The organism is Micromonospora sp. NPDC005174 (assembly GCF_040608495.1).
GTDB lineage: Bacteria > Actinomycetota > Actinomycetes > Mycobacteriales > Micromonosporaceae > Micromonospora.
Window position 1 is genome coordinate 113,050 of sequence record NZ_JBEXIJ010000016.1, and the last position, 19,892, is coordinate 132,941.

General features: G+C 70.4%; 26 protein-coding genes. 15 read left to right on the plus strand and 11 right to left on the minus strand.

Annotation, left to right across the window (positions count from 1 at the left end):
* Positions 1 to 3: 3 nt before the first annotated feature.
* Positions 4 to 762, plus strand: a complete 759-nt coding sequence (locus ABZU91_RS19060; protein ID WP_355241797.1) for a phosphodiesterase — start codon at positions 4 to 6, stop codon at positions 760 to 762.
* Here ABZU91_RS19060 and ABZU91_RS19065 read toward each other — a convergent pair.
* Positions 729 to 947: a hypothetical protein gene (locus tag ABZU91_RS19065; RefSeq protein ID WP_355052232.1), complete on the minus strand. Its 219-nt coding sequence runs from the start codon at positions 945 to 947 to the stop codon at positions 729 to 731. The genes ABZU91_RS19060 and ABZU91_RS19065 overlap by 34 nt on opposite strands.
* A 271-nt stretch (positions 948 to 1,218) precedes the next feature.
* Between ABZU91_RS19065 and ABZU91_RS19070 the strand changes: the two genes are divergently transcribed.
* From ABZU91_RS19070 to ABZU91_RS19080, 3 genes are all read left to right on the plus strand, one after another.
* On the plus strand, positions 1,219 to 2,322 hold the full coding sequence (locus ABZU91_RS19070; protein ID WP_355241800.1) for a 3-deoxy-7-phosphoheptulonate synthase: 1,104 nt from the start codon (positions 1,219 to 1,221) through the stop codon (positions 2,320 to 2,322).
* A gap of 296 nt (positions 2,323 to 2,618) precedes the next feature.
* Complete coding sequence (locus ABZU91_RS19075; protein ID WP_355241802.1) at positions 2,619 to 2,843, plus strand: hypothetical protein; 225 nt, start codon at positions 2,619 to 2,621, stop codon at positions 2,841 to 2,843.
* 50 nt (positions 2,844 to 2,893) lie between these two features.
* Positions 2,894 to 3,088, plus strand: coding sequence for a hypothetical protein (locus ABZU91_RS19080; RefSeq protein ID WP_355052229.1), 195 nt, complete (start codon positions 2,894 to 2,896; stop codon positions 3,086 to 3,088).
* A 62-nt stretch (positions 3,089 to 3,150) separates the two neighbouring features.
* Here ABZU91_RS19080 and ABZU91_RS19085 read toward each other — a convergent pair whose 3' ends face one another.
* Genes ABZU91_RS19085 through ABZU91_RS19095 form a run of 3 tightly spaced genes read right to left on the minus strand, consistent with a single transcriptional unit; the run spans position 3,151 to position 4,401 of the window.
* Positions 3,151 to 3,687 (minus strand): DUF1360 domain-containing protein, encoded by a 537-nt coding sequence (locus tag ABZU91_RS19085; protein WP_355241805.1) that lies wholly within the window; start codon positions 3,685 to 3,687, stop codon positions 3,151 to 3,153.
* A gap of 49 nt (positions 3,688 to 3,736) precedes the next feature.
* On the minus strand, positions 3,737 to 4,063 hold the full coding sequence (locus tag ABZU91_RS19090; RefSeq protein WP_355241808.1) for a hypothetical protein: 327 nt from the start codon (positions 4,061 to 4,063) through the stop codon (positions 3,737 to 3,739).
* Positions 4,063 to 4,401: a DUF6158 family protein gene (locus ABZU91_RS19095; protein ID WP_355241811.1), complete on the minus strand. Its 339-nt coding sequence runs from the start codon at positions 4,399 to 4,401 to the stop codon at positions 4,063 to 4,065. Before ABZU91_RS19095 ends, ABZU91_RS19090 begins: the two co-directional genes overlap by 1 nt.
* A gap of 130 nt (positions 4,402 to 4,531) precedes the next feature.
* Between ABZU91_RS19095 and ABZU91_RS19100 the strand changes: the two genes are divergently transcribed.
* Together ABZU91_RS19100 and ABZU91_RS19105 are read left to right on the plus strand one after the other, a co-directional pair.
* The gene (locus tag ABZU91_RS19100; protein ID WP_355241814.1) at positions 4,532 to 4,954 is read left to right on the plus strand and encodes a hypothetical protein; all 423 of its coding nucleotides are present in this window, start codon (positions 4,532 to 4,534) and stop codon (positions 4,952 to 4,954) included.
* A 26-nt stretch (positions 4,955 to 4,980) separates the two neighbouring features.
* Positions 4,981 to 5,307, plus strand: coding sequence for a DUF3817 domain-containing protein (locus ABZU91_RS19105; RefSeq protein WP_355241817.1), 327 nt, complete (start codon positions 4,981 to 4,983; stop codon positions 5,305 to 5,307).
* 23 nt (positions 5,308 to 5,330) lie between these two features.
* Here the strand turns inward: ABZU91_RS19105 and ABZU91_RS19110 are convergent, their stop codons facing one another.
* Positions 5,331 to 5,852: a DUF6232 family protein gene (locus ABZU91_RS19110; protein WP_355241820.1), complete on the minus strand. Its 522-nt coding sequence runs from the start codon at positions 5,850 to 5,852 to the stop codon at positions 5,331 to 5,333.
* Between the two features lie 501 nt (positions 5,853 to 6,353).
* On the opposite strand from ABZU91_RS19110, the gene ABZU91_RS19115 reads away from it, so the two are divergent.
* Complete coding sequence (locus tag ABZU91_RS19115; protein WP_355241822.1) at positions 6,354 to 7,331, plus strand: NlpC/P60 family protein; 978 nt, start codon at positions 6,354 to 6,356, stop codon at positions 7,329 to 7,331.
* Positions 7,332 to 7,402: 71 nt separating this feature from the next.
* On the opposite strand, the gene ABZU91_RS19120 is transcribed toward ABZU91_RS19115, so the two are convergent.
* The 5 genes from ABZU91_RS19120 to ABZU91_RS19140 form a co-directional block, all read right to left on the minus strand.
* Positions 7,403 to 8,392 carry a sigma-70 family RNA polymerase sigma factor gene (locus ABZU91_RS19120; RefSeq protein ID WP_355241825.1) on the minus strand — a complete coding sequence of 330 codons (990 nt, stop codon included), beginning with the start codon at positions 8,390 to 8,392 and terminating at the stop codon, positions 7,403 to 7,405.
* A gap of 399 nt (positions 8,393 to 8,791) precedes the next feature.
* Positions 8,792 to 9,748 (minus strand): N-acetylmuramic acid 6-phosphate etherase, encoded by a 957-nt coding sequence (locus ABZU91_RS19125; RefSeq protein ID WP_355241828.1) that lies wholly within the window; start codon positions 9,746 to 9,748, stop codon positions 8,792 to 8,794.
* Positions 9,745 to 10,659 (minus strand): MurR/RpiR family transcriptional regulator, encoded by a 915-nt coding sequence (locus ABZU91_RS19130; protein ID WP_355241831.1) that lies wholly within the window; start codon positions 10,657 to 10,659, stop codon positions 9,745 to 9,747. Before ABZU91_RS19130 ends, ABZU91_RS19125 begins: the two co-directional genes overlap by 4 nt.
* 75 nt (positions 10,660 to 10,734) lie before the next feature.
* Positions 10,735 to 11,751 (minus strand): NAD-dependent epimerase/dehydratase family protein, encoded by a 1,017-nt coding sequence (locus tag ABZU91_RS19135; RefSeq protein WP_355241834.1) that lies wholly within the window; start codon positions 11,749 to 11,751, stop codon positions 10,735 to 10,737.
* 241 nt (positions 11,752 to 11,992) lie between these two features.
* Positions 11,993 to 12,733, minus strand: coding sequence for a thymidylate kinase (locus ABZU91_RS19140; protein ID WP_355241970.1), 741 nt, complete (start codon positions 12,731 to 12,733; stop codon positions 11,993 to 11,995).
* Positions 12,734 to 12,851: 118 nt separating this feature from the next.
* Between ABZU91_RS19140 and ABZU91_RS19145 the strand changes: the two genes are divergently transcribed.
* The 5 genes from ABZU91_RS19145 to ABZU91_RS19165 all read left to right on the plus strand — a co-directional run bounded on the left by ABZU91_RS19145 (position 12,852) and on the right by ABZU91_RS19165 (position 15,338).
* Entirely contained in the window at positions 12,852 to 13,499 is a 648-nt protein-coding gene (locus ABZU91_RS19145) for a nucleotidyltransferase (RefSeq protein WP_355241973.1), read from the plus strand.
* Positions 13,496 to 13,771 (plus strand): hypothetical protein, encoded by a 276-nt coding sequence (locus ABZU91_RS19150; RefSeq protein WP_355241837.1) that lies wholly within the window; start codon positions 13,496 to 13,498, stop codon positions 13,769 to 13,771. Before ABZU91_RS19145 ends, ABZU91_RS19150 begins: the two co-directional genes overlap by 4 nt.
* Positions 13,772 to 13,781: 10 nt before the next feature.
* Positions 13,782 to 14,558, plus strand: coding sequence for a metallophosphoesterase (locus tag ABZU91_RS19155; protein WP_355241839.1), 777 nt, complete (start codon positions 13,782 to 13,784; stop codon positions 14,556 to 14,558).
* Positions 14,549 to 14,692 (plus strand): GPGG-motif small membrane protein, encoded by a 144-nt coding sequence (locus ABZU91_RS19160; protein ID WP_007464364.1) that lies wholly within the window; start codon positions 14,549 to 14,551, stop codon positions 14,690 to 14,692. Before ABZU91_RS19155 ends, ABZU91_RS19160 begins: the two co-directional genes overlap by 10 nt.
* A gap of 151 nt (positions 14,693 to 14,843) precedes the next feature.
* Positions 14,844 to 15,338 carry a TspO/MBR family protein gene (locus tag ABZU91_RS19165; RefSeq protein WP_355241842.1) on the plus strand — a complete coding sequence of 165 codons (495 nt, stop codon included), beginning with the start codon at positions 14,844 to 14,846 and terminating at the stop codon, positions 15,336 to 15,338.
* 48 nt (positions 15,339 to 15,386) lie between these two features.
* Here ABZU91_RS19165 and ABZU91_RS19170 read toward each other — a convergent pair whose 3' ends face one another.
* Positions 15,387 to 16,160 carry a peptidoglycan DD-metalloendopeptidase family protein gene (locus tag ABZU91_RS19170; RefSeq protein ID WP_355241845.1) on the minus strand — a complete coding sequence of 258 codons (774 nt, stop codon included), beginning with the start codon at positions 16,158 to 16,160 and terminating at the stop codon, positions 15,387 to 15,389.
* Positions 16,161 to 16,409: 249 nt separating this feature from the next.
* On the opposite strand from ABZU91_RS19170, the gene ABZU91_RS19175 reads away from it, so the two are divergent.
* From ABZU91_RS19175 to ABZU91_RS19185, 3 genes are all read left to right on the plus strand, one after another.
* Positions 16,410 to 17,756: an ABC transporter substrate-binding protein gene (locus ABZU91_RS19175; protein ID WP_355241848.1), complete on the plus strand. Its 1,347-nt coding sequence runs from the start codon at positions 16,410 to 16,412 to the stop codon at positions 17,754 to 17,756.
* A gap of 70 nt (positions 17,757 to 17,826) precedes the next feature.
* Positions 17,827 to 18,873, plus strand: a complete 1,047-nt coding sequence (locus tag ABZU91_RS19180; protein ID WP_355241851.1) for a sugar ABC transporter permease — start codon at positions 17,827 to 17,829, stop codon at positions 18,871 to 18,873.
* A 1-nt stretch (position 18,874) separates the two neighbouring features.
* Entirely contained in the window at positions 18,875 to 19,840 is a 966-nt protein-coding gene (locus ABZU91_RS19185) for a carbohydrate ABC transporter permease (RefSeq protein ID WP_355241854.1), read from the plus strand.
* Positions 19,841 to 19,892 lie beyond the last annotated feature (52 nt).

A 19,892-nucleotide genomic window follows, 5' to 3' on the forward strand; every position in this document is an offset into this window, starting at 1 on the left:
GGTATGACCCGACCGACCCCCGAGGAGTCCGCCCGTCACGCCGCCGGACCGGCGGCCCGCGCCGTCGAACGCGCGAGCGCCGCCCTCGGCCGCCTGCGCCGCGGCCGGTTGCTGCATCCGGCGGGCGCGTCGTTCGCCGCCCACGTGACGATCTGGGGTACGCCCGGACCGCCCGTCGGGGTCGACCTCCTGGACAACCCCGGTGAGTACGCGGGCACGGTCCGCCTGTCCCGTGGGACGCCCACACCGGGCGGGTGGCCGGACGTGCTGGGCCTGGCGCTGCGCGTGCACTCCGGGGCGGGGCATCCGTTCGACCTGCTGGTCAGCTCCAGCGGGGCGCCTCCGGTGCTGCGGAATCTGCCCCTGCCCCGCCGCGGCTTCTCCGGGACGTACAGCACGATCATGGGCTATCGCACGGACCGACGCCGACTCTGGTTGGCCGCGTTGGCCGACCCGGAGTCGGTCGACCTCGGCCGCACCCTGGCCGCCGTCACGGCCGCGGCCCGGGCGGACGCGCCGCGCCTGGTGCTCGCGGTCGCGTCCGCCGTCGGGCCGTGGCGGCCGGTCGGCCAGGTCGGCATCGGCGTCCCGCTCGACGCCCGTCAGGACGCCGCGCTCGCGTTCGACCCCGTGCGCAACCTGCCGGCCGGGCTGCGGGCGGCAGGCCCCCTCACCTGGCTGCGCGAGCAGACCTACCGGGGATCACGCCGGGCCCGTGGTGCGACGGTTCAGTCCGGCGGTTCGACCGCGACCACGGTCTGATCGGAGGTACGCCGTTCCAGCACCGTGTCCGGGGCCGCGTTCTGGTCCGCCTCGCGGAGGTCCGACTCGGCGAGGATGGCCTCCGCCTGCGCCTGCGGATCGTCGCTGCCTGCCGCCACCTCCTCGGGAAGGAGGTGGTGCGCGCGGGACTCCGCCCGCTCCTGATCGCTCTGCTCGTCAGTCATGGCACCCCTGTTACCCCGGGCCCGGCCTCGGCACGCGACGTTCCCCCCGCATCTTGGGACGAGGGGCGGGGGACGTCCGCCCGGTCGGGTACGCTGGCCCGGTGATGAGGACGTATCGATGGTTTAGACAGCCGGCTCACGCCGGTGACTTCACCATGATCTGACGTCACCAAGGACCGAGCCGGCCGGGCAGGAGCTGTCGTTCCCGCCCCTCTGCGTACGAGCAGCCGGCTCGTCCCGGGCACCGGCCCCGGGCACGGTCGGCGAAAGGATGCCCACCGTGACGACCCCGGAGACCGATCGGGTCAGCGACCAGCGGATCGACCGCGTCGTGCCGCTGACCACACCCGCCCTGCTGCACCACGAGTTGCCCCTTCAAGCCCCACTCGCCGCGGCCGTGCTGAAGCACCGCCGCGCGGTGAGCCGCGTTCTCGACCGCGAGGACGACCGCCTGCTGGTGGTGGTCGGCCCGTGCTCGGTGCACGACCCGGCCGCCGCGCTGGAGTACGCCGAGCGCCTGCGCGCCGCCGCCGACCGGCTCGCCGACGACCTGCTCATCGTCATGCGGGTCTACTTCGAGAAGCCCCGCTCGACGGTCGGCTGGAAGGGCCTGATCAACGACCCCGGGCTGGACGGCAGCGGCGACGTCAACACCGGTCTGCGCCGGGCCCGGGCGCTGCTGCTCGACGTCCTGCGCCTCGGCCTGCCGGTGGGCTGCGAGTTCCTCGACCCGATCACCCCGCAGTACATCGCCGACACAGTCGGCTGGGGCGCGATCGGTGCCCGCACCGTGGAGAGCCAGGTGCACCGGCAGCTCGCCTCCGGCCTGTCCATGCCGATCGGCATGAAGAACCGCCCCGACGGCAGCATCGGCACGGCCGTGGACGCGATCCGCGCCGCCGGGGTGCCGCACGTCTTCCCGGGCATCGACTTCTCGGGTACCCCGGCGATCATGCACACGCGTGGCAACACCGACGGTCACCTGGTGCTGCGCGGCGGTGGCGGTCGGCCCAACTACGACGCCGAGTCGGTGGCCGGTGCGCTCGACCTGCTTCGGGCTGCCGGGCTGCCCGAGCGTCTGGTGATCGACGCCAGCCACGCCAACAGCGGCAAGGACCACCGCAACCAGCCACTGGTCGCCGCCGACGTGGCCGCCCAACTGGCCGCCGGCCAGCGCGGGATCACCGGTGTGATGCTGGAGTCGTTCCTCCTGCCCGGCCGGCAGGACCTCGATCCCACCCGCGAGCTGGTGTACGGCCGTTCGGTGACGGACGCCTGCCTCGGCTGGGATGACACCGCCGAGGTGCTCGACGGGCTGGCCGCCGCCGTCCGCGCCCGCCGGGCCGCCCTGCCCACCCCCGCCGCGGGGGTGTGACGGTCGGCACTGCGGTGCACGGAACACGAACGGGTGGGGCCTGGTTAACTGAGGTGTCGGTGTGTTCAGTGTCCCCGGGCCTCACCTAAATAGCCCTCGCGGAATACCGTTCGGCTGGAGCCGCGTCGCGCCACTCGCCGAGAGGCGACCTACACACCGACACCAGCGCCGCCCCCGGCTCACGAGGCCGGGGGCGGCGCTGTCTCTGCTTGCCCAGGTCATCGGCTTGCGGCCGGCTTGCCCGTCGGGCGACGGGCGTGACGTTTGACCGATTCCGGCCCGGGTAGCTGATCAGCGTGACCGACGACGCATCCGTGGCCGACGAGCCGGACACCCGCGACCTCGACGACCTGCTCGACGACCTCTACCGGGGCCAGGAGCGCATCACCCAGGGCGAGATCTATCGCCGTGCCGTCGCCGCCGAACTCCCGCCGGACCTGCTCGCGCGCATCGACGCGCTGCCCGAGGGCGAGTACGCGGTCGACGAGGCCAGCGACCTGCTGGGCGGCAACATCGGGTGAGCGGTAGGAGCGCAGTCAGCGAGCCCGGCGACCCGAAGGGACGACACACCATGACGCACCACGAGGACCACGACGAGAAGGTCCCGGCGCTGGGCCAGCCGCCGGAGGGCAGGGACACCACGCCCGAGCCGGACTTCGCCAACGAGCACGACCGCACGGCGGTGGATCGCGACATCATCACCGGCGCGGACGAGGACGAACGCGAGCCGGAGTCGCCGCACGGCTGGTCCGGTATGCAGCGTTGACACCTGCACGACAGCGGGGGCCGGCGGTTCGCCGGCCCCCGCTCTCCGTCCTCGTCGTCGGCTCAGTCGTCGTGACCGCCCTCGGCGGCCTGCTGCGCCGAGGCGTACGCCATCTGGAGGAAGTCGGACGCGGCCACGGCGGTGAGCGCCGTGGCCACCAGGCGCGTGAGCCGGGGGGCGAGCACCAGACCTCCGGTGAGCCCCGTGGCCACCCAGACCGCCAGGCAGAACGGGCAGCTCAGCAGCTCGCCGATGGCGTGCCGCGTGGAGCTGCCCGAGTCGCGGACCTGCTCCATCACCTCGCCGCTGCCGATCGGCCGGTCGTAGCGGGTGAACGGGGCTCGCAGCGGGCTGGTCACGGCGTCCTTGGTCAGAAGCCGGCTGAGCTTGTGGGTGGCGATGGACAGCAGCACGACGTCGGCCGTGGCGGGGCGCTCGGGAACCGGCCGGCCGGTCACCTTGACCAGACCGGCGAGCGCAGCGGTCACGCCCGCGTAGGTGCCCATCGCCGCCAGGTAGCCACCGAGCGGTCGGTGCTCGTGCGGCGCGTACGCCCGGCGTAGCCGCGCCACCTTTTGTCGCAGGCCAGTCTCGGTCACCGGTCTCCTTCCATGCCGTCGTGGTGTGAACGTTCCGAGTGGCCGCGTCTCAGCCGGCCTGGAGGTTGTCGGCGACCTCACGGGCGAGGTTGGTCAGCGCCTCGTCGGCCAACTGGTCCGGGTCGGCGCCCGAGCCGTCGGTCAGGTCGAGCTGGATCCGCGCGCCGCCCGAGTCGGCCGGATCCACCCGGATCTCGGCGGCCCAGCCGGCCTCGCCCCACCGGGCCCGCAACTCCTCGCCGCTGACCTCGGCGGGAGGGCTCCCGTCGCTGCGCAGCGGCGCCGGCAACCAGGCCGAGGCGCGGGCCGGGTCGGTGGCCGTGTTGAAGACCACCTCGGGCGGCGCGGACATGCCGCGTACGGCTCGCGCCGCCATCAGGCGTCCCGCAGGCGGCTCGGGTCGACCTCCCGGCCGGGATGGCGGGCCAGGTACTCGGTCTCCAGTTCCGCGGTGCGCCGCAGGTGGTTGGCGAGCGCGGAGTCCGCCGCGTGCCTGAGGGTGTCCAGCCGGGTCCGGTGCAGGCTGTGCATCTCGCGGATCAGGTCGTCGTCGGTCAGTTCCGTCGGGTCCACGCCGACCGCGTCGCCGTCGAGGTCGACGCCCCCGGGGTCGGCGAGGTGGTCGCCGCCCCACTCGGGCACCCGCTGCTCCGGACTCATCTCCGTGCCGCCGCTGGACGCAAAGCCGTCCTCGCGTACCGATCCGGTCATCATCGCCCCCCTGGTCTCGTTTGGGCTGGCGTCTAGACGGATGCCCACACCGGGTGACGCCAAACCATCCCGCCCGCGCGGCAGCTACGACGCCGCGTCGGAGAGCGCCGCCGTTCCCGGTACCCTCGACACCATGAGGTGGCTCTGGACCCCGGCGTGGATCGCACGTCACGTGGCCATGGTCGTGCTGGTCGGGAGCTTCCTCGGGCTGGGCTGGTGGCAGATCAGCCGGGCCACGGCCGGCAACAACCTCAGCTGGGGGTACGCCGTCGAGTGGCCGATCTTCGCCGGCTTCGTGGTCTACGTCTGGTGGCGCGAGGTGCGCCTGGCCCGCCGCGCCGCGCAGGGAGGCACCGAGCCACCCGCGGAGCCGGCCGTCGAGCCGCCGCCGGCCGCGACCGCCGGTTCCCGACCGGCGGTACGCCGACCGGTGCGGGTGACGAGGGTTCCGGTCAACGCGTCGCCCGGTGACGACGCGACCCTGGCCGCGTACAACGACTACCTGTCATGGTTGAACGCCAATCCGGGCGCCCGGCCCGGTGACTACCCCGGCTGAGCCGGGCTTCGGAAGGACGGACGAAGGTGGGCGCAGCCCTTACCCGGTACCGCGTGATCGCCTGGATCGTGGGCGTGGTGCTGATCGTGCTGGTCGTGATCGGCATGCCGCTGAAGTACGCGTTCGACAACCCGGTCGTCGTGGAGACGGTCGGCCCGGCGCACGGCTTCCTCTACATGATCTACCTGGTCGCCGCGTTCGACCTGAGCCGCCGGGCCGACTGGCCGCTGAAGCGGATGCTCCTGGTGATGCTCGCCGGCACCGTGCCGTTCGTCTCGTTCTACGCCGAGCGCCGCGTCACCGCCTGGCTCGAGCGTCCCACCGCCCGTACCCCGGAGCCGGTCGCCGGCTGAACGGCGACGCCCGGGACGGGCGGTCAGCGGTCGGGCCGCCACGGGTCGGCCGACGCGATCGGGTCGACCCAGTCGCCGTACCGGTTGACCTCCCGGGCGCGCAGCAGCGCCCGGGTGACCTGGCCGAACTGCTGCTCGTCGTCGGCGCTGAACAGCAGCACCTCCGCGCCGCGGTGCCAACCCCACAGCTCGTACGGGGGGGGCCGCCAGCGGTCTCCGACCAGGGCGAGCGCGGCCGGCAGCAGGAGGACCGCTCCGAGGATGAGGTACGCCTCGGCGGTCAGCCGTTGCAGGCCACCGCTGAACCCGAGGAGCAGGCCGACCATGCCGATCATGGAGCCGGTGGCCACGACGGCCCGGACGGCGATCCGGTCGTGCGGGCCCCGGGTGGTACGCAGGTGGGTCAGGTCGAGGATGCGGTAGCTGGTACGGCCGACGGTGAACCTGTCGACGGTGACGATGATGCCGGGTCGCGCGTAGAGCAGCGTGGACCTGGCGCCGGGCACCGATCGCTGCGGTCGCGTCGTTGCGCCTTCACGATTCACGGTTCCTCCCGCTGGGCGGTCTGCCGGGCTGGGTCCGTGGCTACGGGTGTGACGTGTCCGACGACGGGATTCCCGGCTCCGGGCTCCATTGTGTTGGGGCACCGCCACTCCACCTGGGCATTTACGTGAGCGGCCCGCGCACCCGTCCGGGCGACATCGCCAGGAAACAGCATCCATTTCAGGTTTTATCGGTTATGGCGGACGGCTAACCGGCGGCATACGCCGGGAACGACGAAAGTCGCATATCAGTCATTAGCTGCAAAACGGACCGCTTTGCCCTTCGCTCCCGTGTCGGTAGCCCCGTTGACGCTGTCTTCCCGCAGCGGCCCTACCTGCCACTTGGTCAACATTTGCCCCTGCTTCAACTGCGCAGCACAACCGTCCCGGGTTAGGTTGAGCAGGCCGGTCCGGTCCAGTGCCGTCCACCCGGACGACCCCGGCCGGTGTCGCCGAGGGCGTCAGCAGCCCCGTCGGCGGCCGTGGGAGAGGAGCCTCTCGCTCTTGTCATCCCTGAGAACCCTGCTGCGTACCGTGGCGCTGGTCGGCCTGTCGGCCGCCCTGATCGCCCCGACGGCGGCGGCGCACGCCGAGCCGTCCCCCGCCGACCTGACCCGCCGGATCGAGACGTCCTCGGCCGAGCTGGAGCGGGTCGTGGAGTCGTACAACAAGCTCACGGAGGACATCAAGGTCAACAAAACCGCAGCGGCCCGATTACAGGCCCGCATCGGCCCCCTCGAAGAGCAGGCCGAGCAGAGCCGGGCGGACGTCACCGCACTCGCCAACAGCGCGTACAGGAGCGGGGGTCTGCGTACCGCCGACGCTCTGCTACGGCCCGGCGGCGCCGCGGCCCTGATGGATCGGCTCGGCACCCTCGACCAGCTGACCCGACAGCGCCAGGAGCGCATCTCCGGCTTCACCGACAACCAGCGGCGACTCCTCGACGAGAAGACGCGGCTGGACGCCACGCTCGCCCGGCAGGCCGCACAGGCCCGCGAGCTGGCGGCCGGCAAGAAGCGCATCGAGAAGGACCTGGCCGAGCTGTACGAGCTGCGCCGGCAGGCGTACGGGGCGGCCACCGAGCGTCCGGCGCCCACGACGGCGAAGACCGAGGCCCGGAACGTACCGGCCGTCGCCGGTGATGCCGGCGCGGCCGTGCGCTACGCCTTCGGGGCGATCGGCAAGCCGTACGTCTGGGCGGGTGAAGGGCCCAACGGCTACGACTGCTCCGGCCTCACCCTGGCGGCCTGGCGGGCGGCCGGAAGGTCGCTGCCGCACAGCGCACGGATGCAGTGGGGCGCGGTCGCGCACATCGACCGAGGCGACCTGCGGCCCGGAGACCTCGTCTTCTACAGCGGTCTCGGGCACGTCGCCCTGTACGTGGGCGACGGACAGGTCATCGACGCGCCGAGCGCGGGTCGCAACGTGCTCAAGCGTGGCATGAACCTCATGTCGATCCACGGTTACGGCCGGGTCCGCTAGCGGACCCCGAGACGGCGAACGGCCGGCGTCCCCCTATCGGACGCCGGCCGTTCGCCGTCATTACTACCAGGTCAGGCTGCCTGCAGCCCCTCCGCGCGAGCCAGCTCGCGGAGCCGGCCGAGGGCCTGGATCTCCAGCTGCCGGATCCGCTCGCGGGACAGCGAGAAGCGCGACGCGACCTCGGTCAACGAGTGCTCGCGGCCGTCCTCCAGCCCGTAGCGGGCCCGCATGATGCCCGCCGAACGGTCGTCGAGGTGGTTGAGCAGTCCCTCGATGCGCTGCCGCTCCAGGCCGCTGAGGACGATGTCCTCCGGCGACGGCGCGTCGCTGTCGGCGACCAGGTCACCGAGGTTGGTGTCGCCGTCGTCGCCGACCGGGGTGTCCAGCGACACGGTGTCCTGCGACCAACGACGCAGCTCGTTGACCCGCTCGACGGTCACGCCGAGCGACGCCGCGATCTGCTCCGGCTCCGGGTCGCTGCCCAGCTCACGGGTGAGCTGCCGGATCACGTTGCGCATCCGGTTGACGTCCTCGACCAGGTGCACCGGCAGACGCACGGTGCGCTCCTGCTGGGCGATCGCCCGGCTGATGGCCTGGCGGATCCACCACGTGGCGTAGGTGGAGAACTTGTAACCACGCTCGTAGTCGAACTTCTCGACCGCCCGGACGAGGCCGGTGTTGCCCTCCTGGATCAGGTCCAGCATGGGCATCCCCGAGCGCACGTACCGACGCGCGATCGACACGACCAGTCGCAGGTTGGCGCGGATGAAGAGGTCCTTCGCGCGCTCACCCTCGACGACCAGCCGATCCAGGTCATCTCGGTCGACACCCTCGGGAACGGCATCCTCACCGAGCAGGTGCTCGGCGTAGAGGCCGGCCTCGATCGCCTTGGAGAGATCGACCTCCTTGGCGGCGTCCAGCAGTGGCGTCCGGGAGATCTCGTGCAGGTAGACGCCGACCAGGTCGCGCTCCTCGGCAACCTCGTCGGTCCGCATGCCGATGTTCTTGTCCACGTTGCCCACGGTCCCCTCGCTCGCGCCGGTTGCCCGGTTCCTTGCCATTCCCCACGTCCGGTCAGCCCCTGGTAACTTCTGCTGTGCCCACCGGTGCTGACACCTACACAACAGATGAGACGTGTCAGGGATTCCATTCCGTGAGTCGAAAGTGTCACGAATGCCTGAGTAATTGCTGAGAGCACGGTCCATGTTTGCTGTCAGCACCCGTCAGGTGGCACGTCGCTGGGCACCTCGAACGGGCTGGTGGATCGACGGATCACCATCGCCCGCACCATAGGCAACACCGCCCGCCGTGCTGACACAGCGACCCGGGTCACCACCCTGCTGCGATCCTGGTCACTGCCAGATACGCAGCGGCGGACCGGTCGGTTCATCCACGGGGTGTTATTACCCTCCGCTCCGATGAACAATCCGGAGCCTCATTCGCTTCCCGGGTGGGCGGGCTCAGGAGGCGAGTAGTGCGAGGGCTCCGCGTACCTGGTCCGCTGAGCGGGCGAGGGCGGCTCGCGCGGCGGGCACCTCGGCACCGGACACCAGGGTGACGAGTGCCGTCTTCAGGTCACCCCCGGCCTCGCCGAGGGCCCGCCGGGAGACCTCCTCGGAGCAGCCCGTGGCCTCGACCAGGATCGAGATCATTCGGCCTCGAAGCTTGGCGTTGGTGGCAACCATATCGATCATGAGGTTCGAGTAGACCCGACCCAGGCGCACCATGACGGCGGTCGAGAACGCGTTCAGCACCAACTTCTGCGCTGTGCCCGCCTTCATCCGGGTCGACCCGGTGACCACCTCGGGTCCGGTGTCCACCCCGATGAACACGTCGACCGACCGGGCAGCCTCCGCCTCCGGATTGGCGCAGAGCAGCACGGTCGAGGCACCCGTGGCGCGGGACGCGGCGAGCGCCCCGAGGACGTACGGGGTGCGCCCGCTGGCTGCCAGACCGACCACGAGATCACCAGCGCGCACACATCCGGCCGCTTCGAGGGCGCCGCCCTGGTCGTCGTCCTCGGCGTCCTCCACGGCGCGCACCATGGCGTCCGGGCCGCCGGCGAGGTGGGCGCAGAACCAGTCCCGGGGCGAGTTGAAGGTGGGGGCCAGCTCGGCCGCGTCGAGCACACCCAGCCGGCCGGAGGTGCCGGCACCGAAGTAGTGCACCCGGTGGCCGCCACGCAGGGCCGCGACGGCCAGGTCGACCGTGGCGGCGATCTCGTCAAGCACGGTGGCGACCGCCGCCGGCACCCGTCGGTCGGCCTCGTTGATCACGGTGAGGACGTCCCGGGTCGACATCAGGTCGAGGTCGACGCTGAGCGGGTTGCGCCGTTCGGTCGGCGCGCCCACCCGGACCGCCGGTCGGGCGGGCGGTGCTGGCATGTCCTTGTCCGGCTCCACCGAACCGGGCGTCATGCCCGCCTCCGGCTCGCGCCCACCCGGTGCGACTGGACCGCCTCGGCGGTCGCCTCGAGGGCCTTGCGGGCGCGGGACCGGTTACGGGCGGCCACCCCGACGAACAGGCAGTCGACGACGGTCAGCTGCGCCAGCCGGCTGGCCGTGGCACCCGAACGGTAGGTCGTCTCGCGGGCCGCGGTCGTCAGCACGAAGTCGGCGACCTCGGTGATCGGCGAGCGTGGGAAGTTGGTCAACGCCACGGTGGACGCGCCGCGCGTCCGAGCCTGCTCCAGCACCTCGATCACGTCGGAGGTGGTGCCGGTGTGTGAGATGCCGATCGCGACGTCGCCGCGACCGAGCAGGGCCGCCGAGGTCAGCGCGGTGTGCACGTCCGGGAAGTAGAAGGCGATCCGGCCGATGCGGTGCAGCTTCTGCTGGAAGTCGGAGGCGACGAAACCACTGGCCCCGGCACCGTAGATGTCGATCCGGCCGGCACCGGCGATCGCCTCGACGACCTGCTCGCAGACGGCCGGGTCGAGCTGTTCGGCGGTCTCCTCGACGGCCCGCGCGTCGTTGAACGCGATGGTGGCGATGATCTGGGCGAGGTCGGCGCCGGGCGGGATGTCGCCGCCGACGACCCGGGCGTCCGGGGGCTCGATGCGGCGGGCAGCCTCGGCGGCGAGCCGGATGCGCAGCTGCGGGTAGCCGTCCATCCCGACCGACCGGCAGAACCGGATGACCGTCGCCTCGGATGTCTCCGCTGCGGTGGCGAGGTCTGTGATGGTCCTGCGGGAGGCGGCGGCCGGGTCGGACACGACCAGCCGGGCGACCCGCTGCTCGGCGGGCGACAGCGACGGCAGAAGCCCGCTGATGTGGACGATCAGCCCACCAGGCTCGTGACTCGCAGAAATCTTCGGACTCTTCGCCACGGGTGAAACTTACTTTCACCAAGCGTGACCGTCAACCATCACCGTCTGTGGTGGGACGCGTGTCGACGGTCCGGCTCACGCGTTCCGCTCAGCCTCCCACGTACCCAGGATCGCCGCCTCATCCGCCGGGTCGAGTCCACCCTGCGGTACGTCGCCCGGGTGAGCGCTCATCCACGAGGCCGTCGCCCGAACAGTGTCGGCAACCGGACGAACGACCAACCCGGCGGCCAGGGACGCGGAGACGTCCCGGTCCATCAGGCCGGCGGACTCCGGCAGCCGCACCCAGAGCGGCAGCGCCCGCTCCCCCCACCACTCGCGTACGTCGTGTGCCCGCAGGAAGTCCTGGTCGATCCAGGTGAGACGGGGATCGGCGACACCCAGACCGGCGGCCACTCCGGCCAGCATCTCCGCCCGGGACATCGTCGGCCCGATGCCGTCGTACGTGCCGCCGAGCCGGGTGCCTGCGGCGTGCAGCAGCCAGCCGGCCAGATCCTCGACGTCCACGAACTGCACCCGGTCGGTCGGCCGCCCCGGCGCGAGAACCTCGCCTCCACGAGCCAGCCGTCGCACCCAGTACGGGAAGCGGTTGCTCGAATCCTCCGCGCCGACGATCAGCCCGGCCCGGCAGATGAACGACCTGTCCTCACCCACCCGCTCGCGTACCAGCCGCTCGATGACGACCTTGCACTCGCCGTACCAGCGGAAACCCGGGCCCGGCCCGTCCACGTCCGACGGCGGGGGCGGCAACAGCGGAGTGTTCGCCGCGGAGAGACCCGGGGTCGCGTAGTCCGCGTACACCGAGATCGTCGAGACGAACGACCAGTGACCGACGTGATCGGCCAGCGCGGCGAGCGCGTGCCGGGCGTGGCCGATCACGCGGGTCACGTCCACCACCGCGTCGAAACCCTGGCCGGCGAGCGGCGTCAGCGCCGCAGGGTCGTCGCGGTCGACCGGCACGAACCGCACCCCCTCCGGCACCGCGCCGGACACGCCCCGGGCCGCGCAGGTCACGTCGTGCCCCCGCGCGACGGCCAGCCGAGCGACAGCCCGACCGAGAAAACGAGTGCCGCCAAGAACCAGAATCCGCGCCATCCCCAGATCCTGCGCCAGAGCCATCCAAGAAGACGAACCCCTCTGCTCTCAGCAGACACCACCCCGCCCGACGGCCGGTCGATCATGAAGTTGTTGCCACGACACGCCGACCCGACAGGCAACAACTTCATGATCGACGAGGTGGAGGGCGGGGCAGGGTCACCCCGGCCGAGATCGCGCCGGTGATCCGCTTCCTCGCCTCGAGCGACTTCGCGCCGACCACCGGGGTCACCGTCCCGGTCTACGGACGCGCCTGAACCAGCGACGGTCCGCCGCCGCGCCCGTCCCTGTCCCGGGCCGCGGTGGCCGGCGGTGACTGCGCCGGCGGCGCCACGGTCGAGGGCCGCGCCCGGTCGGGGCCGGCGTCCGACGGCAGCCAGGAGGACAGGTGCGCCTGGATCTGCTCGGTCACCTCCTCGGCCGAACGACCCGCGTCGACCAGGACGAAGCTCGGGTACTCGGGCAGGGTCCGGTAGGCGGTGTCCGCTGCGGTCAGCCAGCCCATCGACTCGTGGTCGGTGCCGCGCTCCTCGATGCGCCGGTACGCCTCGGCCGGGTCGACGGCGAGCAGAAAGGTGACCTGCGGCGTCGGGAACAGTCGGTAGCCGGCCCGGGCCAGGCGCTCCCAGCGGTGCCCGCCGTGAGCGCGGATGCTGGCGTACTGGCAGGCCGAATAGCGGTCCATGACGGCCGTCCGACCGGTGAGCAGGCAGCTCAGCAGGGCCACGGCGATGGCCAACCAGCGCAGCACGGACTCCACCGCCAGGACGCCGTCACGCCCGACGAGACGCTGCGCGTCGGAGAGGCCGAGACGGTGGGCGAGCCGGCCGAGCCAGCGACGCCCACTGGCGTTGCGGCGGTACGTGGCGGGACGGCCGGCGGCGGTCAGCGCGTCGGCCAGTCGGTGTGCCTGTGTGGTCTTGCCCGAGCCGTCGATGCCGATGAGTGCGACGGTGCGCAACCGGGTCGTGTCGCGTCGCATCCCCGATGGTCTGGCCACCCTCGACAGGTTATCCGACCTACGCTTGCGGCCTGCGTGGTTAATACCGTTTGTTCCGGTTGGCACCCGACCGCGACCAGAGCAGGTGTGGGCGACCGGAATGCCGGGTACGGGGGTTCGAATCCAACCGCCTGTCCACCCACACGACCGACGGGAGATCCAGATGGCTGAGCGCGGAGACGAGAGTCTGGTGCACACCCTGAAGAAGGTCGCCGCCGTGCTCAAGCAGTCCGAGATCCCGTTCGCCCTCGGCGGCAGCTTCGCCGTCTACGCGCACGGCGGCCACTCCAGCGACCACGACGTCGACTTCCTGATTCGCGAGGCCGACGTCGAACGGTCACTGGAGGCGCTGGTGGCCGCCGGCTTCCGCGCCGAGCGACCGCCGGAGGACTGGCTGGTCAAGGTCTTCGACGAAGAGCGGATGGTGGACCTGATCCACCGGCCGATCGAGACGCCGGTGACCGAGGAGACGTTCGCCGACACCGTCGTACGCCCGGTGGACGCCATCCAGATGCCGGTCCTGTCCGCCAGCCAGCTCATGGTGCACAAGCTGCTCAGCTTCTCCCAGCACTACTGCGACTTCGCCCGCGGTCTCCCCCTGGCCCGGTCGCTGCGGGAGCAGATCGACTGGGAACGGGTACGCAAGGAGACGCAGCACTCGCCGTACGCCGAGGCGTTCCTGGTGCTGCTGGACCGGCTGGAGGTGGTGCCGGAGCCCGGCACCCCGGCAGGAGAGGAGACACCGTGACGAACGATCAGGCCGGTGGCGCGGCGCCACCCGACGAGTACGTCGAAGCGGAGATCCAACGGCTGCTCACCGAGGATCCGGCCGTCGCCGAGCAGGGGATCACAGTGATCCGGCGGGAGGACGCCCTCGTGCTCTACGGCGAGGTGGAGAGCCCGCACCGGCGGGAGGAGATCCTGCGTCTCGTGTCCGAGCGTTTCCCGGACGTGCCGATCACCAGCGACATCGGTGTGATCCGCGTCCAGGCGCCCACGGAGATCGAGCAACTGCCCTGAGGGAGGTTTCATGGTGATCCGGATCGCCGCCGTGGGCGACGTGCATCTGGACGAGGACGTGGTCGGCCGGTTCCGCCCGGCGCTGGAGGAGCTGCCGGAGTGCGCCGACGTGCTGCTGCTGGCCGGCGACCTGACCCGGCACGGCACCGAGGCCGAGGCGCGCTGCGTGGCAGAGGAGTTCGGTGGGTTGGCCGTACCGGTGGTCACCGTGCTGGGCAACCACGACCACCAGTGTGACCAGGTGCCACAGGTGGTGAAGGTGCTGGAGGACGCGGGCATCACCGTGTTGGAGGGCAACGGCGTCGTGCTGGACTGCGCGGGCGGCCGGCTCGGCATCGCCGGGGTCAAGGGCTTCGGCGGGGGGTTCGCCGGCCGATGCGCGAGCGACTTCGGCGAGCCGGAGATGAAGGCGTTCGTCCGGACCACCAACGAGAGCGCGGACCGCCTCGGCACGGCCCTGCGCTCGCTGGACTGCGACATGCTGGTGGCGCTCACGCACTACGCCCCGGTCCCGGACACGCTGCTCGGTGAGCCGTTGGAGATCTACCCGTTCCTGGGCTCGTACCAGTTGGGACAGGCGATCGACTCGGCCCCCACCGCCCTCGCCCTGCACGGGCACGCGCACGCCGGCACCGAGCGCGGCACCACCCCGGGAGGGGTACGCGTGCGCAACGTGGCGCACCCGGTGATCAAGCAGGCGTACAGCGTCTTTCATGTCGGGGATCAACTCGACACGGACCAGGTTTCCCCGCTCGGCGGGTCGGGTAGTCAGAGGTCATGGAGCTGATTCTCTGGATTCTCGCAGTCGTACTCGTGGTCGCCGGCATCCTCGCGCTGTTCCGCCGGCAGATCCTGTGGGGCATCGTCCTCATCGTTGTCGGGCTGTTGGTCGGCCCGGGTGGTGTCAGCATCTTCAATTGACGCTCGTCCTTCCAACCACACTCTTCACGAAAACCGGGACCCGTCGGGGTCGCCGCGACCGGAGCTTCGTCCTCCCGACAGAAGCACCGGCCGCAGCGGCCCCGGCGCTTTTTTGGTGTTTGACCTGACGCTCGGTGGAAATATCTCGACCATGGAGATATCTCGCGAGGCACGGCCCGCCTCCGGCCGGCGGTCGCGCTGGGCGCTCGCCGGCTTCGCGGCGGCGGTCTTCGTCGCGGCCGCGATCGGCGGGCTCGGAGTGCGGGGCACCACCGACGAGTACGCGAGCCTGCGCCAGCCGGACTGGGCACCGCCGTCGTGGCTCTTCGGCCCGGTATGGACGGTTCTCTACGCGCTGATCGCCGTCGCCGGCTGGCTGGTCTGGCGCAGGGTCGGCTTCTCCCCCGCCCTGTGGGCGTGGACCGCCCAACTCGTGCTCAACGCCATCTGGACGCCACTGTTCTTCGGCGCGGGGCGGTACGGGTTGGCGTTCGCCGAGATCGTCGTGATGTGGCTGGCGATCGGCCTCACCGTGGTGCTCTTCGCCCGGGTGTCCCGGGTCGCGGCGGCGCTGCTGCTGCCGTACTGGGCGTGGGTCACCTTCGCCGCCGCGCTGAACCTGTCGATCTGGCGGCTGAACGTCTGACGGACCGGCAGGTCTCCGGCGGGTCACCCCGCCGGAGACCACAGGGGGTCAGCAGCGGGGGATGCCCGGGATGTAGCCGTCGTAGCCGGTGTAGACGTACGCGTCCGCGATGTAGCGACCGCTGCCGATACGGTCCCAGATCGAGCTGGTGCCGTAGGTACCGGTGACCGTGGTGCCGCTGGTCTGGCAGGCGATGGTCACCCGGGTGCCGTCGGCGACGGTGCCCACCGACGCGTAGCCCGTGCCGGGGCCGGAGCGGACGGTCAGCGGCGTGCCACTGGTGTCGACAGTGGCGTTGCCGGTGCCCGAGGAGCAGCCGTTGTTGCTGGTGTAGCTCTTGCTGCCCCAGTACAGCGCGAGGGTGCCGTTGAACCTGACCTGGATGTCACTGCCGTTGAGGCGCTGCTCGTAGTGCAGGTGGGGTCCGGTGGATCCGCCGGTGCTGCCGACCCAGCCGAGCACCTTGCCGTAGCCGACGGTCTGCCCGACCGAGACGTTGAAGCCGTTGAGGTGGGCGTAGTAGGTCGTGTAGCCGCCACCGTGGTCGATCCGGACGTACTTGCCGTAGCTGGTGCCGCCGAGGTCGGTGACCCGGTCGACAGTGCCGGGGGCGCTGGCCACCACGGGGTCGCCGAGGTCGTCGGTGCGGTTGAAGTCGACGGCGTACGCCGGGCTGTGGTCCGACCGCGTCTGCCCGGACCAGGACTGGCCGCACGGGAACGGCACCTTGAAGGTCGGCGCGGCCAGCGCCGGGGTCGCCGGCACCAGCGCTCCCCCGACGAGCAGACCCGTCACCAGCAGGCTCATCCACCGCTTGCGCATACAGCTCCTCCTATGTCGAAAACCTTCGATGAGGTGGCCCTAGCCTGACAGATATCGTCAATCTTCGAAAGAGTCCCCAGCCTGTCCCCGCAGCGCGCCCACCAGGCAACTCGAAGGTTTCCGGATTGTTACTCGCTCGTGTCTGGCAGGGGGTGGACCAGACCCGATGCAAGCGCTTACATGTGTGCACGCCCAATCGGACCGGCGCGGGTCGTCAGCGAGACCACGCCGGCTAGGAAGGAGGACGGCATGGCGGTCTTTACCAGACCACGCCAGGCCTTCGTGATCGCCGGTGTACTCGGGCTGGCGCTCAGCGCCACCGCTTGCGGTACCGGCGATGACAAGAAGAGCGACAAAGCAGGATCTGCCGAGTGTGCCCCGTACGAGAAGTACCAGGGCAACGACGGCAAGAAGGTCTCCATCTACGCGTCCATCCGTGACGCCGAGGCCGACCTGCTGGAGCGGTCCTGGTCGCAGTTCACCGACTGCACCGGCATCGAGATCGCCTACGAGGGCAGCGGCGAGTTCGAGGCGCAGCTCCCCGTCCGCGTCGACGGCGGCAACGCCCCCGACATCGCCTTCGTGCCCCAGCCGGGCCTCGTGAAGCGGTTCGCGGACGCCGGCAAGCTGAAGTCCCTCAGCGCCGACACCAAGGCCCTGGCCGAGCAGAACATGCCGGCCGACTGGCTGAAGTACGGCACCGTCAACGGGACGCTCTACGGCGTGCCGCTCGGCGCCAACGTCAAGTCCTTCGTCTGGTACTCGCCCAAGACCTTCAAGGAGAAGGGCTGGGAGGTTCCGACCACCTGGGACCAGCTCATCGCGCTGAGCGACAAGATCGCCGCCAGCGGCATGAAGCCCTGGTGCGTGGGCGTCGAGTCCGGTGACGCCACCGGCTGGCCGGCCACCGACTGGATCGAGGACGTGATCCTGCGGACGCAGGGCCCCGAGGTCTACGACCAGTGGACCACCCACGCCATCCCCTTCAACGACCCGAAGATCGTCGACGCGGTCGACCGCGCCGGCAGCATCCTCAAGAACGAGAAGTACGTCAACGGCGGCTTCGGCGGGGTCAAGAGCATCACCACCACCGCCTTCCAGGAGGCCGGTCTGCCGGTGACCACCGGCAAGTGCGCCATGCACCGGCAGGCGTCGTTCTACGCCAACCAGTTCCCCGAGGGCACCAAGGTGGCCCAGGACGGTGACGCGTTCGCGTTCTACTTCCCGGCCATCGACCCGGCCAAGGGCAAGCCGGTCCTCGGCGCTGGCGAGTTCGTCGTCGCGTACGCCGACCGTCCGGAGGTGCAGGCGGTGCAGACCTACCTCGCCTCCGCCGAGTACGTGAACAGCCGCGCGAAGCTCGGTAACTGGGTCACGGCGAACAACAAGCTGGACATCGCCAACGTGGCCAGCCCGATCGACAAGCTCTCCGTTGAGATCCTCCAGGACAAGACGGGCACCTTCCGCTTCGACGGATCCGACCTGATGCCGGCCGCCGTCGGCGCGGGAACGTTCTGGAAGGGCATGGTCGACTGGCTGAACGGCAAGCAGACCGCCCCGGTGCTCCAGGGCATCGAGAGCAGCTGGCCGAAGTGATCACGGCGGTGGCCCGGTTCGCGTCCGCGAGCCGGGCCACCGGCCAATTTGGACCCGAGAGGGAGGGTTGATGGAGTTCGACTTCGCCGATGAGCAGCCGAAGCTCCTCATGCTGATGTACGGGCTGGTCGCTTTCGTGCTGGTGGTGGGCGGTCTGCTCCTGCTGCTCGATGTCGTACCGGCCTGGTTCGCCCGACGGCGGGAAGCTCAGCTCGTCGCCGCTTCCGTCAGTGGCACGCCACTGACCCGGCGGCCCAAGCAGCGGGAAGGGCTCTTCGCGCTGTTCTTCCTGCTGCCGACGCTGCTGCTGCTCACCATCGGTCTTGTCGTGCCGGCCATCCGCACCATGCTGCTCTCCCTGATGAACGGGGGCAGCACCGAATGGGTCGGGCTGCGCAACTACGGCTGGATGTTCTCCGACAGCTCGATGCTCCGGGTCCTGATCAACACCCTGGTCTGGGTGCTCCTGGTCCCGCTGGTGGCAACCGCCTTCGGCCTCATCTACGCCGTGCTGGTGGACAAGGCCCGCTTCGAGGCGGTCGCCAAGTCACTGATCTTCCTACCGATGGCCATCTCGTTCGTCGGCGCCAGCATCATCTGGAAGTTCGTCTACGCGTACCGCGGCGAGGGCGACCAGATCGGCCTGCTCAACCAGATCGTCGTCAGCCTCGGCGGTGAGCCGAAGCAGTGGCTGCTCGAATCACCCCTGAACACGCTGCTGCTGATCGTCATCATGGTCTGGATCCAGGCCGGCTTCGCCATGGTGGTGCTCTCCGCCGCTATCAAGGCCATCCCCGGTGACATCGTCGAAGCCGCCCGGCTCGACGGTGTCAGCCCGTGGCAGATGTTCTGGCAGATCACCATGCCGAGCATCCGGCCGGCACTGATCGTCGTGGTGGTGACGCTCACGATCGCCACGCTCAAGGTCTTCGACATCGTCCGGACCTCGACCAACGGCAACTACGACACGAGCGTGATCGCCAGCGAGATGTACAACCAGGCCTTCCGGTACGGCCAGAACGGGCAGGGCTCCGCGCTCGCGGTCTTCCTCTTCATCCTGGTCATCCCGGTCGTGATCTACCAGATCCGCAACCTCCGTCAGCAGCGGGAGGGCTGAGATGACGACCGCAACGCCCACCGTCGCCGCCGGCACCCAGAAGACCGCCGACGCCACGTCCACCGCCAGGCGGGTTCGCAAGCGGTTGAACAGCCGTACGGCGACGCTCGTCTCGATCGTCATCGCGGTCGTCTGGACGATTCCGACCTTCGGCCTGCTGATCTCCTCACTCCGGCCGGAGGACGAGATCAAGACGACCGGCTGGTGGACGGCGTTCACCAACCCGCAGTTCACCCTCGAGAACTACCAACAGGTCCTCTTCGGGCGGTCGGCGTCGTCGGGCCAGCTCGCCAGCTACTTCATCAACTCGCTGGCGATCACCATCCCGTCGGTGCTCTTTCCGCTGGCCTTCGCGTCCCTCGCCGCGTACGCGCTGGCGTGGATCAACTTCCGCGGGCGGGACTGGCTCTACATCGCGATCTTCGCGTTGCAGATCGTTCCCCTGCAGATGGCCCTGGTGCCGCTACTGAAGTTCTTCTCCACCGGCGTCACCCTCGGCGGCGTCACCCTGATGCCGGCCTGGGGCCTGGTCGACGAACAGAAGTTCGCCCAGGTGTGGTTCGCGCACACCTGTTTCGCGCTCCCGTTCGCGGTCTTCCTGCTGCACAACTTCATCTCGCAGCTCCCCGGAGACCTGATGGAGGCGGCCCGGGTCGACGGGGCCACCCACCCGAAGATCTTCCGCACCATCGTGTTGCCGCTGATCACCCCGGCGCTGGCCGCGTTCGGCATCTTCCAGTTCCTCTGGGTCTGGAACGACCTGCTGGTCGCGCTGATCTTCGCCGGTGGCGGCAACGAAACCGCCCCGCTCACGGTCCGGCTCGCCGAGATGGCCGGCACGCGGGGCAACGAGTGGCAACGGCTCACCGCTGGCGCGTTCGTCTCGATCGTTGTACCGCTCGTCGTATTCCTGTCCCTGCAACGCTTCTTCGTGCGAGGTCTGCTCGCCGGCAGCGTCAAGGGCTGACCCGCCTGCCCGCCGCCGCCCGACCCCTGAGGGCGGCGGCGGGCAACGGGTA